This is a genomic window from Blastococcus sp. SYSU DS0619, from assembly GCF_054051035.1.
Window position 1 is genome coordinate 93531 of the sequence record NZ_JBJHAM010000011.1, and the last position, 22833, is coordinate 116363.

A 22833-nucleotide genomic window follows, 5' to 3' on the forward strand; every position below is an offset into this window, starting at 1 on the left:
CTGTCGTACCTCGAACATATGTTCGAGTCATGTCAGCAGCTGTCGCCGAGCGTTCCCCGGTGGAGGGGGCGTTGGTGGGCTGGTTGCTGGCGCGGGAGCCGTCGGTGGACCGGCTGCCGGTGGCGGTGCTGACCGACGCCGAGGTAGCCGCGGAGCTGGCGCGGGTGCAGGCGCGCAAGGCGATGGACGCCGCTTACGAGGCGGAGCTGGCGATGGCGCTGGCCGCGCAGCGACCGGATGTCGATGATCCGCCGCCGGGGCATCCGGGTGTGCGGCGGCGGGGGAGCGGGTCGCCGGTGCCGGGCACCTCGGAGTTCCTGCCCGATGAGCTGGCGTTGGTGCTCAACTGCGGCCGGCCGTTCGCGGTCGGCGTACTCGCTGACGCCCACCAGGTGGTGGAGCGGATGCCGGCGGTGTGGCGGGCCTGCGCGAACGGGGAGCTGGACTGGTTCCGGGCTCGGGTGTTCGCCGACGTGCTCACCGGCGCCTCCGACGAGGTGGTGGGCGCGGTGGTGGCGCAGCAGCTGCCGGTGGCGGCGGGGTTGTCGTCGGGGCAGTTGCGCAGGCGGCTCGTGGCGGCGGCGATCGCGGCGGACGAGGAGTTCGCCGAGCAGCGCCGGGAGCAGGCGGAGCGCCGCGCGGGAGTCCGGGCCTACCCGACTGCCGACGGGATGTCGGTGCTCGCGAGCGAGCTGCCGTCGTCGGTGGCGGCAGCGATGTGGTCGGTGATCGACCAGGCCGCGCAGCTGGCCCGCACCGCCGGGGACGACCGGCCGATCGGGCTGCTGCGCGCCGAAGCGCACGCCGCCCTGGTGCTGAACCCGGGTGGGGCGGAGGGCGCGGGGTTCACTGCGCACGTCACCGTGCTCGCCCCGCTGTCGGCGCTGCAGGACCGGCGCGACGAGCCGGCCACGGCGGAGACCGACGGTGGGCGGCCGCCGGCAGGGGAGTGCGGGCCGGCGGTAACCGGGCAGCCCATCACCGCAGCGCACCTGCGGGAACTGATGGCCGGGATCGGCGCGCTCGGGCTCCACGCCCCTCCCGGCGGCAGCCTGGCGGTGGCGATCTCCGACGAGCACGGCGCGCTGCTGGCCACCTCCACCCCGGCCGAGCTGGCCCGGCTGGCCGCCCGCGGCTGCCCCGCCCACGGCCGGGACGCCTGCAGCTGCCCGCTGCTCGGGCCGCCGGGAGAGAGCCCCGGCTATGACCGGTCGGCCGCGCAGGAACGCTTCGTCCGGCTGCGTGACCGCACCTGCCGGCACCCCGGCTGCGCGCAACCGGCCGGGCGCACCGATCTCGACCACGTCGTGCCCTACGACTGCGGCGGGCGAACGGGGTGCGACAACCTGTGCTGCCTGTGCCGCACGCACCACCGGCTCAAGACCTTCGCCCGCGGCTGGCGGTTCCGGCTGCAGCCCGGCGGCATGCTCACCGTGACAACGCCCTCGGGGATCACCCGCAGCACTCGGCCACCGGGCCTGCGCGACCCCGCGCGCCAACCCGCGCTACCCCCGCCACCACCGCTGCCACCGGACGTCACGCCACCACCGTTCTGAGGACGGTCGTCGTGGCGGCCCGTGGGTGCGCCTCGAGCCGCGGCGATGATCATGGCCGTCCGGAATGAGACCATTCGCCCATGTCAGTCGCAGGTCCGCAGGATCCCCGCACCACCGACGTCGGACGGCTGGTCGTCCGATGCCCCGACCGGCCGGGGATCGTCGCCGTGCTCAGCGGGCTGATGGCCGAGGTCGGCGCCAACATCACCGACTCGCAGCAGCACTCCTCGGACCCCAGCGGGGGCACGTTCACGCTGCGGCTGGAGTTCGTGCTGGCCGGGCTCGTCGAGCGGCGGCCGGAGCTGGAGCGGCGGCTCGCGGAGCTGGCGGGGAAGTGGCAGCTGACCTGGCGCCTCACCGAGGCCACCCACCGGCCGACGGTGGCGGTCTTCGTCAGCCGCGCCGACCACGTGCTGCAGGAGCTGATCTACCGGGTGCGCGCCGGTGACCTGCGCGCCGAGATCGTCGCCGTCGTCTCCAACCACCCCGACCTGGAGCCGGTCGCGGCCGCCGCGGGCATCCCGTTCCACCACGTCCCGGTCACCCCGGACACCAAGGCCGAGGCCGAGGCGCGGGCGCTGGAGATCGTGGGCGGCGTGGACCTGGTCGTGCTGGCCCGCTACATGCAGATCGTCTCGCCGGAGTTCTGCGCGCGGTTCCCCGAGCGGCTGATCAACATCCACCACAGCTTCCTGCCGGCCTTCGTGGGCGCGAACCCGTACCAGGCGGCGCACGACCGGGGCGTGAAGCTGATCGGGGCGACCGCGCACTACGTGACCCCGGAGCTGGACGCCGGGCCGATCATCGAGCAGGAGGTCGCGCGGGTCGACCACCGGGCGACGGTCGAGGACATGCGGCGCGTCGGCCGGTACGTGGAACGCCAGGTGCTGGCCCAGGCGGTGACCTGGCACGTGGAGGACCGGGTCATCGCCGAGGGCGACCGCACCATCGTCTTCGCCTGATCCCCGGATCGATCAGGGGCCCCCACAGAGGTACACGTCCGCGATCGTTCACGCGCTTGTCTTGACTCGTTCAAGAAAAGCGCGTTGGATGAACCGCGATGGAGACGACCTGGACGCACCAGCTGCGGGAGGCCGGGCTGCGCGTGACGCGGCCCCGCCTGTCCGTGCTGAGCGTGCTGGCCGACCACCCCCACGCCGACGCCGACACGATCGTGACCGGCGCGCGGCAGCTGCACCCCTCGCTCTCCCCGCAGGCGGTCTACGGCGTGCTCAAGGCCTTCGTCTCCGCGGGGATCGCCCGCCGGATCGAACCCGCCGGGGCGCCTGCGCTGTTCGAGCTGCGGGTGGGCGACAACCACCACCACCTGGTCTGCCGCTCGTGCGGCGCGGTCGCCGATGTCGACTGCGTCGTGGGCGCGGCCCCTTGTCTGAGCCCCTCGGACACCGCCGGCTTCGTCGTGGACGAGGCCGAGGTCGTGTTCTGGGGGCTCTGTGCCACCTGTCGGAGCCGTGACCGCGAGGTCGCGGCACTTCCCGACGCCATGCAGGTCGAACACATGCAGGTCGAACACCAGCACCACATCCGAGGAGGAGCAGGAGCATGACCGACGTCGCATCGCAGGGCACCGCGCCCAGCCAGTCCGGCAAGCCGGTCCTGACCAACCGTCAGGGCCACCCCGTCTACGACAACCAGAACCAGCGGACGGTCGGAGCTCGCGGCCCCGCCACCCTGGAGAACTACCAGTTCCTCGAGAAGATCAGCCACTTCGACCGGGAGCGCATCCCGGAGCGCGTGGTCCACGCCCGCGGCGTGACCGCCTACGGCTACTTCGAGGCCGACGGCACCGTCGGCGACGAGCCCGTCTCGAAGTACACCCGCGCGAAGCTGTTCCAGGAGAAGGGCAAGCGGACCGACGTCGCGCTGCGCTTCTCGACCGTCGCCGGTGGCCGGGACTCCTCGGAGATGGCGCGCGACCCGCGCGGCTTCGCCGTGAAGTTCTACACCGAGGAGGGCAACTGGGACCTCGTCGGCAACAACCTGGGTGTCTTCTTCATCCGGGACGCCATCAAGTTCCCCGACTTCATCCACTCGCAGAAGCCGGACCCGGTCACGTTCGAGGCCAGCGTCGCCGAGCGGGCGTTCGACTTCTTCAGCCAGACCCCCGAGGCCATGCACATGGTCTCCCTGGTCTTCAGCCCCCGCGGCCTGCCGGCCAGCTACCGGCACATGCAGGGCTTCGGCGTGAACACCTACAAGTGGGTCAACGCCCAGGGCGAGACCGTCCTGGTCAAGTACCACTGGCTGCCGAAGCAGGGCGTGAAGTCCTACACCGCCGCTGACGGTGCCGCCGTCCAGGCGCAGACCCTCGGTGCCCACACCAAGGACCTCTACGACTCGATCGCCAACGGCGACTTCCCGTCGTGGGACCTGCACGTGCAGCTCATGAGCGACGACGAGCACCCCGAGCTCGACTTCGACCCGCTCGACGACACCAAGGTGTGGCCGGAGGAGGTCTTCCCGCTCCGCAAGGTCGGGACGATGACCTTGAACCGGATGCCCGAGGACTTCTTCGCCGAGAACGAGCAGATCTCCTTCGGTACCGGTGTCCTCGTCGACGGGCTGGACTTCTCCGACGACAAGATGCTGGTCGGCCGGACGTTCTCCTACTCGGACACCCAGCGGTACCGCGTGGGCCCGAACTACCTGCAGCTGCCGGTGAACCGCCCCAAGGTGGGCGTGAACACCAACCAGCAGGGTGGCCCGATGTCCTACGGCCGCGACAACGTCGGTGACAACCCGCACGTCAACTACGAGCCGTCGATCACCGGCGGCCTGCGTGAGGCCACCTACCCCACGCACGACGAGCAGGGCCCGGTCATCAACGGCCGGCTCACCCGCAAGCGGATCCCGCGCACCAACGACTACAAGCAGGCCGGCGAGCGCTACCTGCTGTCGGAGCAGTGGGAGAAGGACGACCTGGTGGCCAACCTGGTCGGCGCCCTCCAGCAGTGCCGCCGCGAGATCCAGGAGCGGATGGTCTGGCACTTCTTCATGTGCGAGGACGAGTGGGGTCAGCGCGTCGGTGACGCGCTCGGCATCACCGCGGACGACGTCCGCGGCCTGCCGCCGCTGCAGACGCAGACCCTCTCCGAGGAGGAGCTGCAGCGCGCCGCCAACCTCGGCAAGAACGGTCCGCGCGACGTGACCGGCCTGGTCATGACGCACTGCGTGCCGAACGAGCACGTCACCGTCGCCTGACCTCAGGCGTTCGGGAACACAGCACCACCGCGGCGGGCCGCGACCGGGATCTCCGGTCGCGGCCCGTCCGCCGTCCGGGTGGCCCCTTCCCGCATCCGTGCGCAGGGAGCGGTCCAGGCGCTGTGCTCGCCGCAACACGGCCGAGGCCGGCTCCCACAGGTGTGGGAACCGGCCTCGGTCGCCGTGCGTCGCGGGGTACGCGCTCGGCTCAGTCGCGGGGGCGGTTGCGGTCCTGGTCGGCCAGGAACCGCTCGAACTCCGCGCCGATCTCCTCGGCGCTGGGCACCTGGCCGCCGCTGCCGAGGAGGTCGCTGCCCTCCCGGGCGGCCGCGAACGAGTCGTACTGCTGCTCCAGGGCGGCCACGACGGCGGTGTTGTCGGTCGACCGCGCGATCTGCTCGTCGATCTCCGTGCGGTTGGCCTCGGCGGCCTCCTGCAGCGACTCGGTCGGCAGGCGGAGACCGGTCAGCCGCCCGAGGTGCTCCAGGAGCGTGACCGAGGCGGCCGGGTAGGTCGCCTGGGCGAGGTAGTGGGGGACGTGCGCGGCCACGCCGAGGGCGTCCACGCCGGCCTCGCCCAGGCGCAGCTCGAGCAGGGCCGAGACGCTGCCGGGGATGCGCATCTCGCCCCAGTACACGGGATAGGGCTCGATGAGCTGGCGCCGCGTGGCGTGCGCGGTGACCGTGACCGGCCGGGTGTGCGGCACCGGCATCGGGATGGCCTGCAGGGCGACGACGGAGGTGACCCCGAGCCGGTCGACGAGCTGCCCGACGGCGGCGACGAAGCGCTCCCACGCGTAGTCCGGCTCGGCCCCGTGCAGCAGCAGGAAGGTTTCGCCGGCGTCGTCCTCGACCGCGTACAGCGCGATCTCCGGCGCGGTGAAGCCCTCGTAGCGGTCGGCGTTGAAGGTCATGCGGGGCCGGCGGGCGCGGTAGTCGACCAGGCTGTCGGCGTCGAAACGGGCGACGACCTCGTGCGGCAGGGTGGCCAGCAGGTGGGCGCCGGCCAGCGTGCCGGCCGATGCGGCGTCGAAGTCACCGGCGAGGTCGTGCACCAGCACGAGCCCGCGGCGTTGCGTGGGGTCCTCGATGGCTGACTCGCGGGCGAGGAAGGGCTCCGCCGCCGGGAGCAGCTCGACGAGATCCTCCGGTCGTTGGGGCACGGTGGTCCTCCTGGGGGTCGACGGCGCGACACCAGGTCGCGCCTGCCGGTAACAGCCCCGCCGTGGGCTGCCGCATTCCCGCGGGCGCCGCCGCCGTCCCCCGGACGTGGCCGCTCAGCGCGCCGCCTCGTCCTCCCGCGCGTCGGTCCGGTCGTCGCTCCGCGCGTCGGTCCGGTCGTCCTCCGGGGTCGTCGCCGGTTCCCTGACCAGGTGCGCGCCGGTCTCGTCGGCGGCGATCTGCGCGCGGGTGCCGTCGGGCAGGATCTCCGGCGACTTCCCGTCCAGCTGGTCCCGCGCGTAGCGGTAGGAGACGGCGATGAGCGCGGTCACCGGGACGGCGAGGAAGGCGCCGATGATGCCGGCCAGGCTGGCGCCCGCGGTGACGGCCAGGATGACCACGCCGGCGTGCAGGTTGAGCCCGCGGCCCTGCAGGATCGGCTGCAGGACGTTGCCCTCGAGCTGCTGCACGAGGATCACGATGCCCAGCACGATCAGCGCAGTGGTGAGGCCGCTGTCGACCAGTGCGATGAGCACCGCGAAACCGCCGGCGACGAAGGCACCGATGATCGGGATGAACGCGCCGAAGAAGGTGAGCACGGCGAGCGGCAGCACCAGCGGCACGCCGAGGATCCACAGGCCCAGGGCGATGAAGAAGGCGTCGGCGAACCCGACGATGGCCTGCTGGCGGATGAACTCCGAGAGCGTCGACCACGTCTTGTAGGACAGCGCGGCCACGTGCGGGGCGGCGGGCGGGCCGGTCTGGGCGGCCAGCCACGGCACCCAGCGCGGACCGTCCTTCAGGAAGAAGAAGGTCAGCACGAGAGCCAGCACCAGGTTGATCAGCAGGCCGCCGATCGCCGTGGCGCCGGTGACGGCGTACTGCGCGATGTTCTGTGCGTTCCCCTGGATCGAGTCGATCGCCTGGTCGACGGCGCCGCCGATCTGCTCCTGGCCCAGGTTGAACGGCGGGCCGGTCAGCCACTCCTGCAGCTGCTGCAGGCCGACGCTGACGCCGGCGGCGAGCTCCTCGACCTGGCCCACGACGGGCGGCGCGATCAGCGCGATGATGCCCACGAAGGCGGCGAGGAACGTGATCAGGACGGTGATCGCGGCGAGCGCCGACGGCCAGCCGTGGTTGCGGAGGAAGCGCGTGGGCGGCCACAGGACGGTGGTGAACAGCAGCCCGAGGACGACGGGCAGCAGGACGACCCAGAGCTTCCCGATGACGTACCCGACGACGATCAGCCCGCCGACGATCAGCAGCAGCTCGGCCGAGGCGATGGCCACCGCCCGGCTCGCCCGCTGGAGACGCTGCCCGCGCATGGTGGTCGGGGCCGGCGCGTGCGTCCCGGCGCGGACACCGGACTCCGGGGACGGCTGGTCGGGTTCGACGTCGGCCGCCTCCTCCGGGGACGGGTCGGTGCGACCGGGCAGGCGGATCCTCATGCAGCGATCCCAGCACACATGCGCGGACGGGGCCGGTCGGGAAACGATCATCACACCCGCGTCGTAGCGTTCGGTCATGCCGAAGATCGCGACCGCCGACCGGGTCGACCGGGACGCGCTCCTGGAATTCCTCCGCCCCCGTCACCGCGCGGTGCTCGTCACCCGGCGGCGCGACGGCGCCGTCCAGCTGTCCCCGGTCACCTGCGGGGTCGACGCCGAGGGGCGGGTCGTGGTGGCGACCTACCCGCAGCGGGCCAAGGTGACCAACGCCCGGCGGGACGCCGGGGTGTCGCTGTGCGTGCTCTCCGACGAGTGGGACGGGCCCTGGGTGCAGCTCGACGGCGAGGCCGAGGTGCTGGACCTGCCCGACGCCCTGGAGCCGCTGGTCGACTACTACCGGGCCATCAGCGGCGAGCACCCCGACTGGGACGAGTACCGCGCCGCCATGGCGCGGCAGGGGAAGTCGCTGCTGCGCGTCACCGTCACCGCGTGGGGGCCCGTCGCCACCGGCGGTTTCCCCGCCGATGTGGCCGACAAGGTGTGAGCCTTGCTTAGGGCTGGGAAAGATGCCAGACTTGCGCAATGCCGTTCGTGCTGACCGTCGACCAGCGTGCCAGCCGGCGTGGGCCCGACCGGGTGGCCGAGGTCCTCGACCGGCTCAACGCCGAGGTCCGCGCCGTGCTCGCCTTCGAGCGGACCGCCGGTGACGAGTTCCAGGGCGTGCTGGCGACGCCCGAGACCGCCGTCGACGTCGCCCTGCGACTCGTCCGCCTCGGCGGCTGGAGCATCGGCATCGGTGCGGGCGCCGTCCAGTCCCCGTTGCCGTCGAGCACCCGGGCCGCGGCGGGCCCGGCCTTCCTGAGCGCTCGGCGCGCCGTCGATGCGGCGAAGCAACGGTCGGTGAGGCTGGCCGTGCGGGGCGCGATGCCCCCGGACGCGGCGGATGCGCAGGCGGTCCTGAGCGCCCTGGCGGTGCTGGTGGGGCGGCGCAGCGAGCAGGCGTGGGAGGCGATCGAGCTGGTCGAGGACGGACGGACGCAGGCCGAGGCCGCCGCGGCGCTGGGCATCACGCGCCAGGCGGTGGGGCAGCGGCTGGCCGCCGCGTCCTGGGAGCTGGAGCGCGAGCTGCGGCCGACGGCGGCGCGGCTGCTGGGGAGAGCCGCCGGATGACCGCGGCCGTCCTGGTGCTGCTCGGGCTGGTCGCGCTCGCCGGCCTGGCGTTCATGGTCCGCGGCGAACGGCCGGGGGCTGCGGCCGGCGCCGTGGTCCTGGTCGCCGCGCTGGCCGTCGCCGGGGCCTTCGCCTGGGCCGCGGAGGGGAGCGCGGGTCCGGTGCAGACCGGCGCCGTCCTCGCCGTGCTGGCGGCCGTCACCGGCGGCGGCCCGGTGGCGACGGCGGTGCTGCACGCCGCCGATCCCGCGGCCGCCGGGGTGTCCGGTGGCCCGCAGGACCCCGACATCCTCCGCGGTGGCGCCTGGATCGGAGTGCTGGAACGCGGCGCGATCGCCGGCACGCTGCTGGTCGGCTGGCCCGAGGGGCTCGCCGTCGTGCTCGCCGTCAAGGGGCTGGGCCGGTTCTCCGAGTTGCGTGCCCCCGCGGCGGCCGAGCGCTTCATCGTAGGCACGCTGGCCAGCGGGTTGTGGGCGGCGGCCTGCGTGGGCGTCGCGGTGCTGCTCCGCGGCTGACCGCACACCGAGCGCGGCGATCCCGGGGCAACCACAATGGCGGGCGACCGACGCCGCTCCTCCTGGAGGCCCCGTGCCCGAGACACCCGCCACCGGTGTCGGCCGCAACCCCGACCTGCTGACCATCTACTGCGACGACCACCTGGCCGCCGCCACCGGTGGCGTCGAGCTGGTCGTCCGCATGCTGGGCCGGCACCGCGGCGGCCGGTACGAGGGCCCGCTGGAGCAGCTGCTGGACGAGCTCCGCGAGGAGCGCGCCGCGCTGCGGACGACGCTGGGCGCCCTGGGCCTGCCGGTCGCCCAGTACAAGCAGCTGGGCGTCTGGGTGGCCGAGAAGCTGTCCCGCGGCAAGCTCAACGGGCGGGTGCTCACCCGGTCGCCGCTCAGCGACCTGGTCGAGTTCGAGTTCATCGCCACCGCGGTGGTGGCCAAGCGGGCCGGGTTCGAGACCCTCCGCGCCCTCGGCGAGGTCGACGACCGCATCGACACCGCGCTGTTCGAGCGGCTGATCGACCAGGCCGACGCGCAGCACCGCTGGCTCTCCGAGGCCCGGCGCGACGTCGCGGCGTCGGTGTTCGGCGGGCAGCCGCAGGCCGCCGGCGACGCCGCCGACATCTGAGCAAGCCACCGACATCTGAGCAGGGAGTCCGCGCCATGTGCCACAGCCACGACAGCCGCCCGCCGGCCCCGCCGCGCAGCGGGCCGGTGCGGGAGCGATCCACCACCACGCTCACCTCCGCCGACGGCACCGCCTTCTCGGCTGCCACCGCCCTGCCCGAGGGCACCCCGCGGACGGGTGTGGTGATCCTCCCCGACATCCGGGGCCTGCACCCGTACTACGTCGCCCTGGCCGAGCGGTTCGCGGAGGCCGGCGTGGCCGCGGTCTCCATCGACTGGTTCGGGCGCACCGCCGGCGTCTGCGCGGACGGCGCCCGGCCCGAGGACTTCGACTGGCAGGCGCACATCCCGCGCACGACGCCGGAGGGGATCGATGCCGACGTCGCCGCGGCGATCGCCCACCTCCGCGAGCAGGCGGGCGCCGACCTGCCGGTGGTGGCGGTCGGCTTCTGCTTCGGCGGCAGCCACGCCTGGCGGCTGGCCGCCGGCGGGCCCGACCTCGCCGGCTGCGCCGGCTTCTACGGCCGGCCGGCCCTGGTGGGTGACGCCGCCGACCGGACCGTCCTGCCGACGGTCCTGCTGATCGCCGGGGCCGACGCGGTGACGCCGCTGGCCGACCAGCTGGCCCTGGCCGACCGGATGCGCGCAGCCGGGGCCGACGTGGACGCCGTCGTCTACGACGGGGCGCCGCACTCCTTCTTCGACCGGGCCTCAGCGGACTGGGCCGACGCCTGCCGCGACGCCTGGGAGCACGTGCTCGCGCTCACCGACCGCGTCGGCGAGCAGCGCCGCGGTGGCTGAGCCACCCGGCCCGGCCTGGGGGCCGTTGCCCGACGTGGCTGCGTTCGTGCGCCCGGCCACGGCGGCCGATCTGCCGGTGCTGGCCGCCCTGCTGGCCGACGACCCGCTCGGCCGGCAGCGCGAGCAGACCGCCGACCCGGAGCCGTACCGCGCGGCGTTCGAGCGGATCGACGCCGACCCTGCCCACCTGCTCGTCGTGGCCGCCGAGGGGCATGACGTCATCGGGACCCTGCAGCTCTCCTTCGTGCCGGGCCTCTCCCGCCGGGGCGTGCTCCGGGCCCAGGTCGAGGCGGTGCGCGTGCGGGCGGACCGGCGGTCCACCGGCGTGGGGCGCGCCCTGTTCCGGTGGGCGATCGCGGAGTCCCGGCGGCGCGGGTGCGGCCTCGTGCAGCTCACCACCGACCGGTCGCGCGCCGATGCGCACCGGTTCTACGAGCAGCTCGGCTTCGTCGGGTCGCACGTCGGCTACAAGCTGGAGCTCTGAGGGGCCGCCGCGGGTGGCGGCCCGGTGCCGTGGTCGCGGCCCGGCTGGCGGCGGTCTCCTAGGCTGGTGCCGTGAGCAGCCAGCCGATCGATCCCGGAGTCATCGAACTCGCCGGGCGGGTCTTCGACCTGGCCCGCAACGGTCACACCGACGAGCTGGCGGCGTACGTCGACGCCGGCGTTCCGGTGGACCTCACCAACGACAAGGGCGACACCCTGCTCGTGCTCGCCGCCTACTACGGCCACGCCGGCACGGTCGCCGCGCTGCTGGAGCGCGGCGCCGACCACAGCCGCGCCAACGACCGCGGCCAGACGGCGCTGGCCGCGGCCGTCTTCAAGCAGTCGGCGGAGACCGTGCAGCTCCTGCTGGATGCCGGTGCCGACCCCGACGGCGGTGGCCCCAGCGCCCGGGAGACCGCGACGTTCTTCGACCTGCCGGCCATGACCGCGATGCTGGACGCCCGGAGCTGACCAGCCCGCCCCGCCGCGGCGGCGGGGCGGGACCACGCGGGACCGAGGGGGAGGGCATGGCGGCACGAGGGAACCTGCCGGCGGCCGGGCCGCTGCCGCCGGACGGTGCGGAGCAGCCGGGCAATCCCGAGCGCTCGGCCGGCCTGCCCGCAGCCGACCTGCCCGACGGCGACCTGCCCGCAGCCGACCTGCCCGCAGCCGACCTGCCCGCAGCCGACCTGCCCGCCGGGGCCGACGCCGGGGAGCCGTTGGCGCAGGCGCCGTCGTCGGGGCTGCCGCGCTGGCTGCTGCTGGTCGGGGGCGTGGCCGCCGCCACCATCGCCATCGCCGGCCTGCAGGCGGTCGCCTGGCTCGTGGCGCCGGTGTTCCTGGCGCTCGTCGTCGTCATCGCGCTGACCCCCGTGCAGCGGTGGCTGCGGCGGATCGGGGTACCCGGCTGGCTGGCCACCACGGTCCTGCTGCTGCTGGTGTGGGCGGTGCTGCTCGCCTTCGTCGCGCTGCTGGTCGCCTCCGTCGCCCAGTTCGCCGCCCTGCTGCCCGACTACGCCGATCGCGCCCAGTTTCTGATCAACGACGTCGTCGCCGAGCTGAACAGCCGCGGCATCGTCTCCGGTCAGCTCTCCGACCTCGTCGAGCAGATCGACTACGGCTCGCTGGTCGGCCTCGCCACCGACCTGCTCAGCCGGCTCACCGACGCGGCGACGACGCTGCTGCTCCTGTTGTCGGCGCTGGTCTTCATGTCCATCGAGAGCAGCGGCTTCGGCCGCCGGATGGCGCTGGTCGGCGCCGAGCGCCCGCACCTGCCCGTGGCGATGACGCTCTTCACCCGCGGGACCCGCAGCTACCTGCTGGTCAGCACCGTCTTCGGCGCGATCGTCGCGGTCGGCGACACCATCGCCCTCGCGTGGCTCGAGGTCCCGGCCGCGCCGCTGTGGGGGCTGCTGGCCTTCATCACCAACTACGTGCCCAACATCGGCTTCCTGCTGGGCGTCGCGCCCCCGGCCGTGCTGGGCCTGCTCGCCGGCGGCTGGGGCGAGCTGGTCGCGATCATCGTCGTCTACTCGCTGCTGAACTTCGTCGTGCAGACGCTCATCCAGCCGCGCTTCGTCGGCGACTCGGTGGGCCTGTCCATGACCGTCACCTTCGTGGCGCTGCTGTTCTGGGGCTGGGTGCTCGGCGCGCTCGGCGCCCTGCTGGCCATCCCGCTCACCCTGCTGGTCAAGGCGCTGCTCGTCGACGTCGACCCGCGGGGCCACTGGCTGGACGCGCTGCTGCGCGAGGAGCCCCGGGCGCCCCGCACCATGCGGGCGCGCCGGCGGATGGACGCCCGCCGGGCCACCCTGGCCTCGATGCGGCGGCTGCCCCACCACCCGCACCGCCGCCCGGGCCCCGCCGAGCCCGAAGGGGCCGACCGCAGGGACCCGGCGGCGCAGGAGACGACCAGCAGCCCGGCGGGCCTGGCCTGAGCGGCGCCGAACTGGTCGTCCTGGTCGGGCTCCAGGGCAGCGGGAAGAGCACCTGGACCGCCCGGTCCCTGGTCGGGACCCACGCCGTGGTCAGCAAGGACCACTGGCCGAACGCCCGGCGCCGCGAGGCCCGCCAGCAGCGGGTGGTCGCCGGCCTCCTGGCCGAGGGCCGCAGCGTCGTCGTCGACAACACCAACCCCTCGCCGGCGGAGCGCGCACCGCTGGTCGCGCTCGCCCGCGAGGCGGGGGTGCCCGTGCGCGCGGTGTGGATCGACACCCCGCTGGAGGTCTGCCTGGACCGCAACGCCGCGCGCGAGGGGCGGGCGCAGGTACCGCTGGCCGGACTGCTCGGCACCCGCGCCCGTTTCGTGCCCCCGTCCACCGGCGAGGGGTTCGACCGGGTCGACGTCGTCCGCGGCGGGCCCTGACCGGCACGGGTGCGATGCCGGCCGGACCTTGTGACCGGCGCCTCGACCGGCGGCCGTAACGTGTCGGGCGCAGCTCGCCGCGCGCCGGGGCCCCCGCCCCGGTGACCGCCGGCATCCATGACGAAGGGAACTCTCATGAGCGAGGCAGGCACCACGGGCGCGTCCCGCGTGGCCATCGTGACCGGCGCGGCCCGCGGCATCGGCGCGGCGACCGCCCAGCGGCTGGCGGCCGACGGCTTCGCCGTCGCCGTCCTGGACCTGGACGAGGGGCAGGCCAAGGGCACCGTCGAGGCGATCGAGGCCGCCGGCGGCCGCGCGCTGGCCATCGGCGCCGACGTCAGCGACGCCGCGCAGGTGGAGGCCGCCGTCGAGCGGATCGCCACCGAGCTGGGCGCGCCGACCGTCCTGGTCAACAACGCCGGTGTGCTCCGGGACAACATGCTGTTCAAGATGTCGGACTCCGACTGGGACATCGTGATGAACGTGCACCTCAAGGGCGCCTTCCTGATGACCCGGGCCACCCAGAAGCACATGATCGACCAGAAGTGGGGCCGGATCGTCAACCTGTCCAGCACCTCGGCGCTGGGCAACCGCGGTCAGGCCAACTACTCGACGGCGAAGGCCGGCCTGCAGGGCTTCACCAAGACCCTCGCCATCGAGCTGGGCAAGTTCGGCGTCACCGCCAACGCCATCGCCCCGGGATTCATCGAGACCGAGATGACCAAGGCGACCGCCGACCGCATGGGCGTCCCGTTCGACGACTTCATCAAGGGCGCCGCCGCGATGATCCCGGTGGCCCGCACGGGCAAGCCGGAGGACATCGCGCACCTCGTGTCGTTCTTCGTCAGCGAGGGCGCCGGCTTCGTCTCCGGCCAGGTGGTCTACGCCGCCGGCGGCCCGAAGGCCTGAGCTCGGACCCCGTCCCTCGCCGGACGGGCCGTTCCCGCGGGGCCGGGCAGCCGCACCGGCTGCCCGGCCCCGCGCCGTTCCACCCCATCCCCGAGGAGGCGTCATGGTCGACGACGACGACAAGGTCCTGGTGGAGCGCCGCGGCGCCGTCCAGGTGATCACGATCAACCGGCCGTCCGCGCGCAACGCCCTCGACGGCGACGTCGCCCGGGCGGTCGCGGCCGCGGTCGACGAGCTGGACGCCGACGGCGACCTGCGGGCGGGGGTGCTCACCGGCGCGGGCGGCACCTTCTCGTCCGGGATGGACCTCAAGGCCTTCCTCCGCGGCGAGAGCCCGGCGATCGAGGGGCGCGGCCTGTGCGGCATCACCCGCACGCCGCCGCGCAAGCCCCTGGTCGCCGCCGTCGAGGGCTGGGCCCTGGCCGGCGGGTTCGAGCTCGTCCTCGCCTGCGACCTGGTGGTGGCCGGCCGCGGCGCCCGGTTCGGGGTGCCGGAGGTGAAGCGCTCGCTCGTCGCGGCCGGTGGGGCCGCGCTGCTGCTGCCGCAGCGGGTGCCGCGCGCCGTCGCGCTGGAGCTGCTCCTGACCGGTGAGCCGATCGACGCCGAGCGCGCCGCGGCGGTCGGGCTGGTGAACCGGGTGGTCGACGAGGGGGACGCCGTGGAGGCGGCCGTCGCCCTGGCCGAGGTGATCGCCGCCAACGGCCCGCTGGCGGTGGCCGCCACCAAGCAGGTCGTCCTCGACGCGCCCTCGTGGCCGGCGGACGAGGCGTGGGAGCGCCAGGAGCAGGTCGTCCGCCCGGTGTTCGGCTCCGAGGACGCCCGCGAGGGCTCGACCGCCTTCGCCGAACGCCGTCCACCGGTGTGGCGCGGCCGCTGACCGGGTGACAGGTTGCACACCGAGCAACATTGCACGGTGTGCAAGAAACTGCTGTAGTGGGCCGGTGACCGAACCGGGCCTGCGCCAGCGCAAGAAGCAGGACACGCGTGCCGCGCTGGCCGCGGCCACCCTCGAGCTCGCTGCCGAGCACGGGCTGGCCGCGGTCACCGTCGAGCAGATCGCGGCGCGCGCCGGGGTGTCCTACCGGACGTTCTTCAACTACTTCTCCGGCAAGGAGGAGGCGCTGCTGCGCCCCGGCGGCGCCGAGGCGGGCACGTTCGGTCCGCGGCTGCTCGCCCAGGACCCGGCCCTCCCGGTGCTCGCCGCCGCCCGGGCGGCGCTGCACGAGGAGCTCGCCGTCCTGGAGTCCGACCGCGCCGCCTGGCACCTGCGGCTCACCGTGATCGCCGACGACGAGGCCCTGCTCCCGCGGCTGGTCGAGCTCGGGGCCACCGGCGAGCGCGAGATGACCGCGGCCGTCGCCGCGCGCACCGGGCTGGACGCCGAGCGGGACCTCTACCCGGCGCTGGTGGGGGCCGTCCTCGGCTGCGCCGTCCGCGTCACCCTCGCGCGCTGGCACCGCCTGGCGGGGCGCGAGCCGCTCCCGCGACTGCTCGACGACGCCCTGGACGCCCTCGCGGCCGGGCTGCCCGACCCCGGCTCGCCGAGCTGAGCCCCGGGCACGGCGCCCGCCGTGCCCGCCCCTCCGTCGTCCGTCCAGAGGAGAACCGTGTCCACCACTGCCGAGCCCCCCGCCGCCGCGGCGGGGCCGGACGGGACGGCGCTCGCGCCGATGTCCCGGCGCGAGGTCCTGCAGGCGCTGTCCGGCCTGTTCATGGGCATGTTCGTGGCCATTCTGGCCGCGACGATCGTGTCCAACGCCCTCCCGGTCATCATCCCGGAGATCGGTGGCAGCCAGTCGGTCTACACCTGGGTGATCACCGCCGAGCTGCTCGCGATGACGGCCACCGTGCCGCTCTGGGGCAAGCTGGCCGACCTGTTCAGCCAGAAGCTGCTGCTCCAGCTGTCCTTCGCGCTCTTCATCGCCGGCTCGCTGCTGGCCGGGTTCGCCCAGGACACGACGATGCTGATCGTCGCCCGGGCGCTGCAGGGCATGGGCGCCGGCGGGCTCACCGCGCTGGTGCAGATCGTGATGGCGGCGATGATCCCGCCGCGCGAGCTGGGCCGCTACGCCGGCGTCTTCGGCGCCATCTTCGCCGTCGCGACCGTCGGCGGGCCGCTGATCGGCGGGGTCATCGTGGACACCTCCTGGCTGGGGTGGCGCTGGTGCTTCCTCCTCGGTGTGCCCTTCACGCTGCTGGCGATGGTGCTGGTCCAGCGGACCCTCAAGCTGCCCGCGGTCGCGCGCCGCAAGGCCTCGATCGACTGGCTCGGCGCCCTGCTGCTCACCGGCGGGGTGAGCCTGCTGCTGGTCTGGGTCACCTTCGCCGGCGACCGGTTCGCCTGGCTGTCCGGCCCGACCGCGCTCATGGTCGGGGGGTCCGTCCTGCTGCTCGGGCTCGCCGTGCTGGTCGAGTCGCGGGTGCCCGAGCCGATCATCCCGCTGGCCATCTTCCGCAGCCGGACGGTCACCCTGTCGGTCGTCGCCAGCGCCCTCGTCGGCGTCGCGATGTTCGGCGGCACGGTGTTCCTCGCGCAGTACCTGCAGATCTCGCAGGGCTACTCGCCGACCGCGGCCGGCATGCTCACCCTGCCGCTCGTCGGAGGTCTGCTGGTGTCGTCGACGGTGGCCGGTGCCCTGATCACGAAGACCGGCCGGTGGAAGGGCTGGCTCGTCGGCGGAGCCCTCCTCATGACGATCGGCTTCGGGCTCTTCTCGACCATCGACGCGCAGACGTCACCGTGGCTGCTCGGCGTCTTCATGGTGGTCCTGGGCGCCGGGGTCGGTGCGCTCATGCAGAACCTGGTGCTCGCCGCCCAGAACGACGTCCCCGCGCAGGAGCTCGGGGCGGCCACCTCGGTCGTCTCCTTCTTCCGCAGCCTCGGCGGGACGATCGGCGTCAGCGCGCTCGGTGCCCTGCTGGCCGGGCGGGTGAGCGACGACCTCCGCGTCCTGGGGGCCGCGAGCGGGTCGGAGGCCGGTGCCGTCCCCGACGTCTCGGTGCTGCCCGAGCCGGTGCGCGCGGTGGTGGAGAACGCCTACGGCGACGCGACGGCGGAGCTGTTCCTGATCGCCACGCCGCTGGCGGCGCTCGCCCTGGTCACCGTCCTGTTCATCGAGGAGCGGGCGCTCAAGACGACGTCGGGCAGCCAGCGGCTGGCCGAGGAGCGGTCCGGCGTGCCGCTGCACTGAGGTGCCGGGCAGGCATACCGGGGCGGTCCGCGTCGTTCTCCACGACGTGGACCGCCCCGCTCTCCGCCTGCTCCTCCTCGGTGACTCCCTCGCCTTTGGCACCGGCGCCGCCCGCCCGGCCGACGCCCTCGGACCGCGGCTCACCCGCGCGCTGGCCGACGACGGGTTCGACGTCGACCTGCACGTCCTCGCCGTCCCCGGCGCCGTCTCGGCCGGGCTGGCCGAGCAGGTGCGCCGGGCCCTGCCGCTGTCGGCCGACCTCGCCGTCGTCGTCATCGGCGCCAACGACCTCGCCCGGTTCGTGCCGGCCGAGCAGGCCGCGACCGCGCTCTCGGCCGCGGTGACCGCGCTGCGGGCCGCCGGCACCGACGTGGTGGTGGTCCCGGCGCCGGACATGTCGATGGTGCCGTTCGTGCCGCCGGCGCTGCGGGCGCTGGTCCGGGGCGCCTGCGCGGTCCTCCAGCAGCGGCAGTCGCAGGTGGCCGCCACCGGCGGCGCCACGGTCGTGCCGGTGGCCGCCGAGGTGGCGCGCGCCTTCTCGGCCGAGCCGGCGCTGTTCTCCGCCGACCGGTTCCACCCGTCCTCGGCGGGCTACGCGCGCATCGCCGAGCTGCTGGCGCCCGCCGTGCTGGCCGCGGCCCGCGCCCGCCGGGACGACGCCGCGGCCTGACCGCTCAGGCCGGCGCGGGGGCGCGCACCAGCCGGGCGGACAGCGGCTCGACGAAGCGGGTGAGCACCGGCCCGGTCACCGCGAGCACCAGCACGTACCCCGTCGCCACGGGGCCCACGGCCGGGAGCCCGGCGGTGACCGCCAGCCCGGCGATCACGATGGAGAACTCGCCGCGGGCCACCAGCGCGGTGCCGGCGCGCAGCCGGCCCGGGACGGCGACCCCGTCCCGCTTCGCGGCGAACCAGCCGGTGCCGATCTTCGTGACCGTGGTGACCGCGGCCAGCGCCAGCGCGGCGGGCAGCACGGGCAGGATCGCCCCCGGATCGGTGGCCAGGCCGAACGCGACGAAGAAGGTCGCGGCGAACAGGTCCCGGAGGGGGCCGAGGATCGCCCGGGCGCGCTCGGCGAAGGACGCCGGCAGCGCCAGCCCGACCAGGAACGCACCGACCGCCGCCGAGGCCCCCATCGCCTGCGCGGCCCCGGCGACCAGCAGGGTCAGCCCGATCAGCCGGAGCATCACCTGCTCGTCGTCGTCGTGGGTGAGCAGCCGGCCCAGCCGGTGCCCGTGCCGCTGCGCGGCCAGGAGCACCAGCAGGACGGCCCCGACGGCCAGCGCGATGCCGCCGGCGGCCTGCACCGGCCCCTCGCCGGCCAGCGCCACCACGAGCAGCGGCAGGAAGAGGGCCATCGCGAGGTCCTCGAGGACCAGGACCGAGAGCACCGCCGGGGTCTCGCGGTTGGCCAGCCGCCCGAGATCGCCCAGCAGTCGCGCGATGATCCCCGACGACGAGATGTAGGTGACCCCGCCCAGCGCCAGCGCCCCCTCCCAGGGCAGCCCGAGGAGCAGCCCGGCGACGAAGCCGGGTGGGCCGTTGAGCACCAGGTCGACCAGCCCCGAGGGCGCGTGCCGGCGGAACGACGCGAAGAGCTCGGTGGCGGAGAACTCCAGGCCGAGGGTCAGCAGCAGGAGGACGACGCCGATCTCCGCGGCCGCCTCCAGGAACGGCGCGGCGTTCTCCACCGGCACCAGGCCGCCCTCGCCGAGCGCCAGCGCGGCCAGCAGGATGAACGGGATGGGGGAGAGCCCCAGGCGCCGGGCCAGCAGCCCGAGCGCGGAGAGCCCGAGGAAGAGCAGGCCCAGCTCGAGCAGCAGGGCGGCGACGTGGTCCACCGCCGGCCTACCCCGTGCCCGCGAGCCGCCGGTCCAGCTGCTCCAGCCCGGCCGCCGACCCGATGGCGACCAGCACGTCGCCGGCGGACAGCGGGTCGCCGGGGGAGGGGGAGGGGACGACGTCGGCACCGCGGACGATCGCGACCACCGAGCAGCCGGTCAGCGTCCGCGCGCGGGTGTCACCCAGGGTGCGACCGGCGAAGGGGGAGCCCTCGCGGACGGTGATCCGGCCGGACTCCAGCCCGGGCACCTCCCGGGAGAGGTCGGCGAACCGCTGGGTCAGCCGGGGCGCGCCCAGCACCTCGGCGACGGCGTCGACCTCCTCCGGGTCGAGCCGGAAGGACTCCCGCGCCTGGTCGGGGTCGCGCCGGTCGAAGACGGCGATCTCGGCGCCGCCCTCCCGCTGCACCACGATGCCGAGCAGCTGGCCGGACCGGGTCCGCAGCTGGTACCGGACACCGACGCCGGGCAGCAGGGTCTCCTCGAGCTCCACGTCGGCCATCGTCGCAGACCCCCTCCTCAGCCCAGCCGCTCCGCCAGCAGCTCCGCCAGGTGCCTGCCGCGGCGGCCGGCCAGCTGGTCGAGCTGGGTGCGGCAGGAGAACCCGTCGGCCAGCACGACGGCGTCGTCGGGCAGGTCGCTGACGGCGGGCAGCAGCTGCTGCTCCGCGATCGCCACCGACACGTCGTGGTGCCCGCGCTCGACGCCCCAGTTGCCGGCCAGCCCGCAGCAGCCGCCCAGCCGGGTCACCGTGGCGCCGGCCCGCTCCAGGAGCTGGGCGTCGGCCGCCCAGCCCAGCACCGACGTGTGGTGGCAGTGCGGCTGCGCGACGACCTCGACCCCGGCCAGCGACGGCGGCGTCCAGCCCGGGGTGTCGCGGAGCAGCTCGGCCAGGGTGCGGGTCGCGGCGGCGACCTGCTCGGCCTCCGGGCCGCCGACCAGCTCCAGCGCCTCGCTCCGCAGGACGGCGGTGCACGACGGCTCGATGCCGACGACCGGCACCCCCGCGGCGGCCAGGGGCGCCAGGGCGCGCACGGTGTCCCCGAGGATGCCCTTCGCCGCACCGAGCTGGCCGGTGGTGATCCAGGTGAGCCCGCAGCAGGTGTCCGCGCCCGGCACCTCCACGCGGTAGCCGGCGGCGGTGAGCACGCGGGCGGTCGCGACGGCGACGTCGGGGGCGAAGTGGTCGGTGAACGAGTCCACCCACAGCGCCACCCGCGGCCCGCCGTCCGCGCCGGCGTACCCGGCGGCGGCCCACTCCTGGCGGAAGGTGCGGCGGGCGAAGGCCGGCACCTCGCGGCGCTGGTCCATGCCCGCGCCCCACTTCGCCAGCCGTCCGCCGACCGCCGAGCCGAGGACGGCGTTGACCAGCCGCGGCGCCCGGGCGGCCAGATCGGCCCAGCGGGGCAGCCAGCCGAGCGTGTAGTGGGCGCGGGGCCGCAGCCGCCGCCGGTAGGACTGGTGCAGCACCTCGGCCTTGTAGGAGGCCATGTCGACACCGGTGGGGCAGTCCGACGAGCAGCCCTTGCAGGACAGGCACAGGTCCAGCGCCTCGTGCACCTCCGGCGCCCGCCAGTCCTTCACCGGGCCGCCGGGGGCGAGCATCTCCTGCAGCACCCGGGCCCGCCCGCGGGTGGTGTCCTTCTCCTCCCGGGTCGCGGGCCAGGACGGGCACATGACCGCGCCGGTGGACTGCAGGTCGGCCCGGCACTTGCCGACGCCGGTGCAGCGGTGCACGGCCGCGGAGAAGTCGCCGCCGTCGTGCCGGTAGGCCAGTGCCAGGTTCTCCCGCACGCGCGGGGCGGCGGCCATCCGCACGTCGTCCTCGAGGGGCACCGGGCGGACGACCACGCCGGGGTTGAGCAGGTCGTCCGGGTCGAACACCGCCTTCACCCGCTCGAAGAGCGCGATCGCGGCGGGGGAGTACATGTGCGGCAGCAGCGCGCTGCGCGCCCGGCCGTCGCCGTGCTCGCCGGACAGCGACCCGCCGTAGCCGGCGACCAGCCGGGCGGCGTCCTCCACGAACGCCCGGTAGCGCGCCCGTCCCCGGTCGGCCGGCCCGTCGTCGCCGGGGGAGTCGGCGCCGAAGGGGAAGTCGATGCGGACGTGCACGCAGCCGTCGCCGAAGTGCCCGTAGGGCACGCCCTGCAGCCCGTGGTCGTCGAGCAGCGCCTCGAACCCGCGCAGGTAGTCGCCGAGCCGCTCCACCGGGACGGCGGTGTCCTCCCAGCCGGCGTGCGCGGGCCGCCCGTCGGAGGTGCGGTTGGCGAGCCCGGCGCCGTCCTCCCGGATCCGCCAGATCGCGGCCGCGTGCGCCGGGTCGGTGACCACGATCGAGTCGACGGCGCCGGCGTCGGCCAGCACCCCGCGGGCCTTCTCCTGCACCTCGGCCACGGTGTCGCCGGTCAGCTCCACGATCAGCCAGCCCGCGCCACGCGGGAGGTCGGGGACGGTGGCGGCCGGCACGTCGCGCAGCCGCTGCACGATCCGCTCGTCCAGGCCCTCGACCGCCGTGGGCTCGTGCGGCAGCAGGCCGGGTGTGGCGTCGGCGGCGTCGGCCATCGAGGGGTAGCCGAGGACCACCAGCCCGCGGACCGGGGCGTCGGTGACCAGGCGCACCGTCGCGCCGAGGACGACGGCGAGGGTGCCCTCGCTGCCGACCAGCGCCCGGGCGACGTCGAAGCCGCGCTCGGGCAGCAGGTGCTCCAGCGAGTAGCCCGACACCTGGCGACCGAAGCGGCCGAACTCGGTGCGGATGGTCGCGAGCTCCGCGCCGACGAGGCGGTGCAGCTCGGCGAGCACGCCGTCCCGCGGCGTGGTGCCGGGGCCGACGGTCAGGCGGGCGCCGCTGCCGGTGACCACGTCGAGCGCCACGACGTTGTCCGACGTGCGGCCGTAGCCCAGCGCCCGGGAGCCGCAGGCGTTGTTGCCGATCATCCCGCCGACCGTGCAGCGGTTGTGGGTGCTCGGGTCGGGGCCGAAGCGCAGGCCGTGCGGGCGGACGGCCGTCTGCAGCGCGGCCTGGACCACGCCGGGGTCCACCGTGGCGGTCCGGGCCCCGGGGTCGACCGCACGCACGCGGGAGAGGTACTTGCTGGTGTCCAGGACGACGCCGGTGCCGACGGCGTTGCCGGCGATCGAGGTGCCGGCGCCGCGCGGGGTCAGCGGCACCCCCAGGGACCGGCACACCTCCAGGGCGGCGACGATCTCGTCGGGATGGCGCGGGCGGACCACCGCGCGCGGGAGGACGCGGTACAGCGACGCGTCGGAGGAGTAGAGGGCCCGGGCCAGCCCGGAGTCGTCGACGTCGCCGATCCCGGCGCGGCGGAGCTCCTCGGCCACCGCCCGGCCGTCGTCGGTGCGCGTCGTGTTCGCGGCCGGTGCGCTCATACCGCCGAGTCTGGTACCCGGCCCGGACGGGGGCGCGTCCGGGTCCGGGACCGGGGACGGCGGTGGGGGGGGGGGGGGGGGGGGGGGGGGGGGGGGGGGGGGGGGGGGGGGGGGGGGGGGGGGGGGGGGGGGGGGGGGGGGGGGGGGGGGGCGGGCCCGTCCGT

General features: G+C 74.9%; 23 protein-coding genes. 18 read left to right on the forward strand and 5 right to left on the reverse strand.

Annotated elements, in window-relative coordinates:
- Positions 1-29: 29 nt before the first annotated feature.
- The 4 genes from ACI79T_RS13770 to ACI79T_RS13785 all read left to right on the forward strand — a co-directional run bounded on the left by ACI79T_RS13770 (position 30) and on the right by ACI79T_RS13785 (position 4778).
- Positions 30-1556, forward strand: coding sequence for a DUF222 domain-containing protein (locus tag ACI79T_RS13770; protein WP_456610635.1), 1527 nt, complete (start codon positions 30-32; stop codon positions 1554-1556).
- Between the two features lie 80 nt (positions 1557-1636).
- Positions 1637-2518: a formyltetrahydrofolate deformylase gene (gene purU, locus ACI79T_RS13775; protein WP_456610636.1), complete on the forward strand. Its 882-nt coding sequence runs from the start codon at positions 1637-1639 to the stop codon at positions 2516-2518.
- Positions 2519-2616: 98 nt separating this feature from the next.
- On the forward strand, positions 2617-3123 hold the full coding sequence (locus ACI79T_RS13780; protein ID WP_456610637.1) for a Fur family transcriptional regulator: 507 nt from the start codon (positions 2617-2619) through the stop codon (positions 3121-3123).
- Positions 3120-4778, forward strand: coding sequence for a catalase (locus ACI79T_RS13785; protein ID WP_456610638.1), 1659 nt, complete (start codon positions 3120-3122; stop codon positions 4776-4778). Before ACI79T_RS13780 ends, ACI79T_RS13785 begins: the two co-directional genes overlap by 4 nt.
- A gap of 208 nt (positions 4779-4986) precedes the next feature.
- On the opposite strand, the gene ACI79T_RS13790 is transcribed toward ACI79T_RS13785, so the two are convergent.
- Together ACI79T_RS13790 and ACI79T_RS13795 are read right to left on the reverse strand one after the other, a co-directional pair.
- The gene (locus ACI79T_RS13790; protein WP_456610639.1) at positions 4987-5940 is read right to left on the reverse strand and encodes a proteasome assembly chaperone family protein; all 954 of its coding nucleotides are present in this window, start codon (positions 5938-5940) and stop codon (positions 4987-4989) included.
- 114 nt (positions 5941-6054) lie between these two features.
- Positions 6055-7386 carry an AI-2E family transporter gene (locus tag ACI79T_RS13795; RefSeq protein ID WP_456610640.1) on the reverse strand — a complete coding sequence of 444 codons (1332 nt, stop codon included), beginning with the start codon at positions 7384-7386 and terminating at the stop codon, positions 6055-6057.
- A gap of 76 nt (positions 7387-7462) precedes the next feature.
- Between ACI79T_RS13795 and ACI79T_RS13800 the strand changes: the two genes are divergently transcribed.
- From ACI79T_RS13800 to ACI79T_RS13865, 14 genes are all read left to right on the forward strand, one after another.
- A complete protein-coding gene (locus ACI79T_RS13800) occupies positions 7463-7930 on the forward strand; it encodes a PPOX class F420-dependent oxidoreductase (RefSeq protein ID WP_456610641.1) in 468 nt (155 codons plus the stop codon).
- Positions 7931-7968: 38 nt separating this feature from the next.
- Positions 7969-8556 carry a hypothetical protein gene (locus tag ACI79T_RS13805; RefSeq protein WP_456610642.1) on the forward strand — a complete coding sequence of 196 codons (588 nt, stop codon included), beginning with the start codon at positions 7969-7971 and terminating at the stop codon, positions 8554-8556.
- Positions 8553-9071 (forward strand): hypothetical protein, encoded by a 519-nt coding sequence (locus ACI79T_RS13810; protein WP_456610643.1) that lies wholly within the window; start codon positions 8553-8555, stop codon positions 9069-9071. Before ACI79T_RS13805 ends, ACI79T_RS13810 begins: the two co-directional genes overlap by 4 nt.
- 73 nt (positions 9072-9144) lie before the next feature.
- Positions 9145-9690: a hypothetical protein gene (locus tag ACI79T_RS13815; RefSeq protein ID WP_456610644.1), complete on the forward strand. Its 546-nt coding sequence runs from the start codon at positions 9145-9147 to the stop codon at positions 9688-9690.
- A gap of 35 nt (positions 9691-9725) precedes the next feature.
- A complete protein-coding gene (locus ACI79T_RS13820) occupies positions 9726-10490 on the forward strand; it encodes a dienelactone hydrolase family protein (protein ID WP_456610645.1) in 765 nt (254 codons plus the stop codon).
- A complete protein-coding gene (locus tag ACI79T_RS13825; RefSeq protein WP_456610646.1) occupies positions 10483-10974 on the forward strand; it encodes an N-acetyltransferase family protein in 492 nt (163 codons plus the stop codon). Before ACI79T_RS13820 ends, ACI79T_RS13825 begins: the two co-directional genes overlap by 8 nt.
- Before the next feature lie 71 nt (positions 10975-11045).
- A complete protein-coding gene (locus tag ACI79T_RS13830; RefSeq protein ID WP_456610647.1) occupies positions 11046-11444 on the forward strand; it encodes an ankyrin repeat domain-containing protein in 399 nt (132 codons plus the stop codon).
- Between the two features lie 56 nt (positions 11445-11500).
- Positions 11501-12910, forward strand: a complete 1410-nt coding sequence (locus ACI79T_RS13835; RefSeq protein ID WP_456610648.1) for an AI-2E family transporter — start codon at positions 11501-11503, stop codon at positions 12908-12910.
- A 20-nt stretch (positions 12911-12930) separates the two neighbouring features.
- Positions 12931-13338 (forward strand): AAA family ATPase, encoded by a 408-nt coding sequence (locus ACI79T_RS13840; RefSeq protein WP_456610657.1) that lies wholly within the window; start codon positions 12931-12933, stop codon positions 13336-13338.
- Positions 13339-13473: 135 nt separating this feature from the next.
- Positions 13474-14247, forward strand: coding sequence for a 3-oxoacyl-ACP reductase FabG (gene fabG, locus ACI79T_RS13845; RefSeq protein ID WP_456610649.1), 774 nt, complete (start codon positions 13474-13476; stop codon positions 14245-14247).
- Positions 14248-14350: 103 nt separating this feature from the next.
- Positions 14351-15124 carry a crotonase/enoyl-CoA hydratase family protein gene (locus ACI79T_RS13850; protein WP_456610650.1) on the forward strand — a complete coding sequence of 258 codons (774 nt, stop codon included), beginning with the start codon at positions 14351-14353 and terminating at the stop codon, positions 15122-15124.
- A gap of 64 nt (positions 15125-15188) precedes the next feature.
- Positions 15189-15797 carry a TetR/AcrR family transcriptional regulator gene (locus ACI79T_RS13855; RefSeq protein ID WP_456610651.1) on the forward strand — a complete coding sequence of 203 codons (609 nt, stop codon included), beginning with the start codon at positions 15189-15191 and terminating at the stop codon, positions 15795-15797.
- 57 nt (positions 15798-15854) lie between these two features.
- On the forward strand, positions 15855-17438 hold the full coding sequence (locus tag ACI79T_RS13860) for an MDR family MFS transporter (protein ID WP_456610652.1): 1584 nt from the start codon (positions 15855-15857) through the stop codon (positions 17436-17438).
- 46 nt (positions 17439-17484) lie between these two features.
- On the forward strand, positions 17485-18108 hold the full coding sequence (locus ACI79T_RS13865) for a GDSL-type esterase/lipase family protein (protein WP_456610653.1): 624 nt from the start codon (positions 17485-17487) through the stop codon (positions 18106-18108).
- Between the two features lie 4 nt (positions 18109-18112).
- On the opposite strand, the gene ACI79T_RS13870 is transcribed toward ACI79T_RS13865, so the two are convergent.
- Genes ACI79T_RS13870 through ACI79T_RS13880 form a run of 3 tightly spaced genes read right to left on the reverse strand, consistent with a single transcriptional unit; the run spans position 18113 to position 22669 of the window.
- Positions 18113-19279, reverse strand: coding sequence for a cation:proton antiporter (locus ACI79T_RS13870; protein WP_456610654.1), 1167 nt, complete (start codon positions 19277-19279; stop codon positions 18113-18115).
- Positions 19280-19286: 7 nt separating this feature from the next.
- Positions 19287-19781 carry a cation:proton antiporter regulatory subunit gene (locus ACI79T_RS13875; protein ID WP_456610655.1) on the reverse strand — a complete coding sequence of 165 codons (495 nt, stop codon included), beginning with the start codon at positions 19779-19781 and terminating at the stop codon, positions 19287-19289.
- 17 nt (positions 19782-19798) lie between these two features.
- Complete coding sequence (locus ACI79T_RS13880) at positions 19799-22669, reverse strand: FAD-binding and (Fe-S)-binding domain-containing protein (RefSeq protein WP_456610656.1); 2871 nt, start codon at positions 22667-22669, stop codon at positions 19799-19801.
- Positions 22670-22833: the final 164 nt, after the last annotated feature.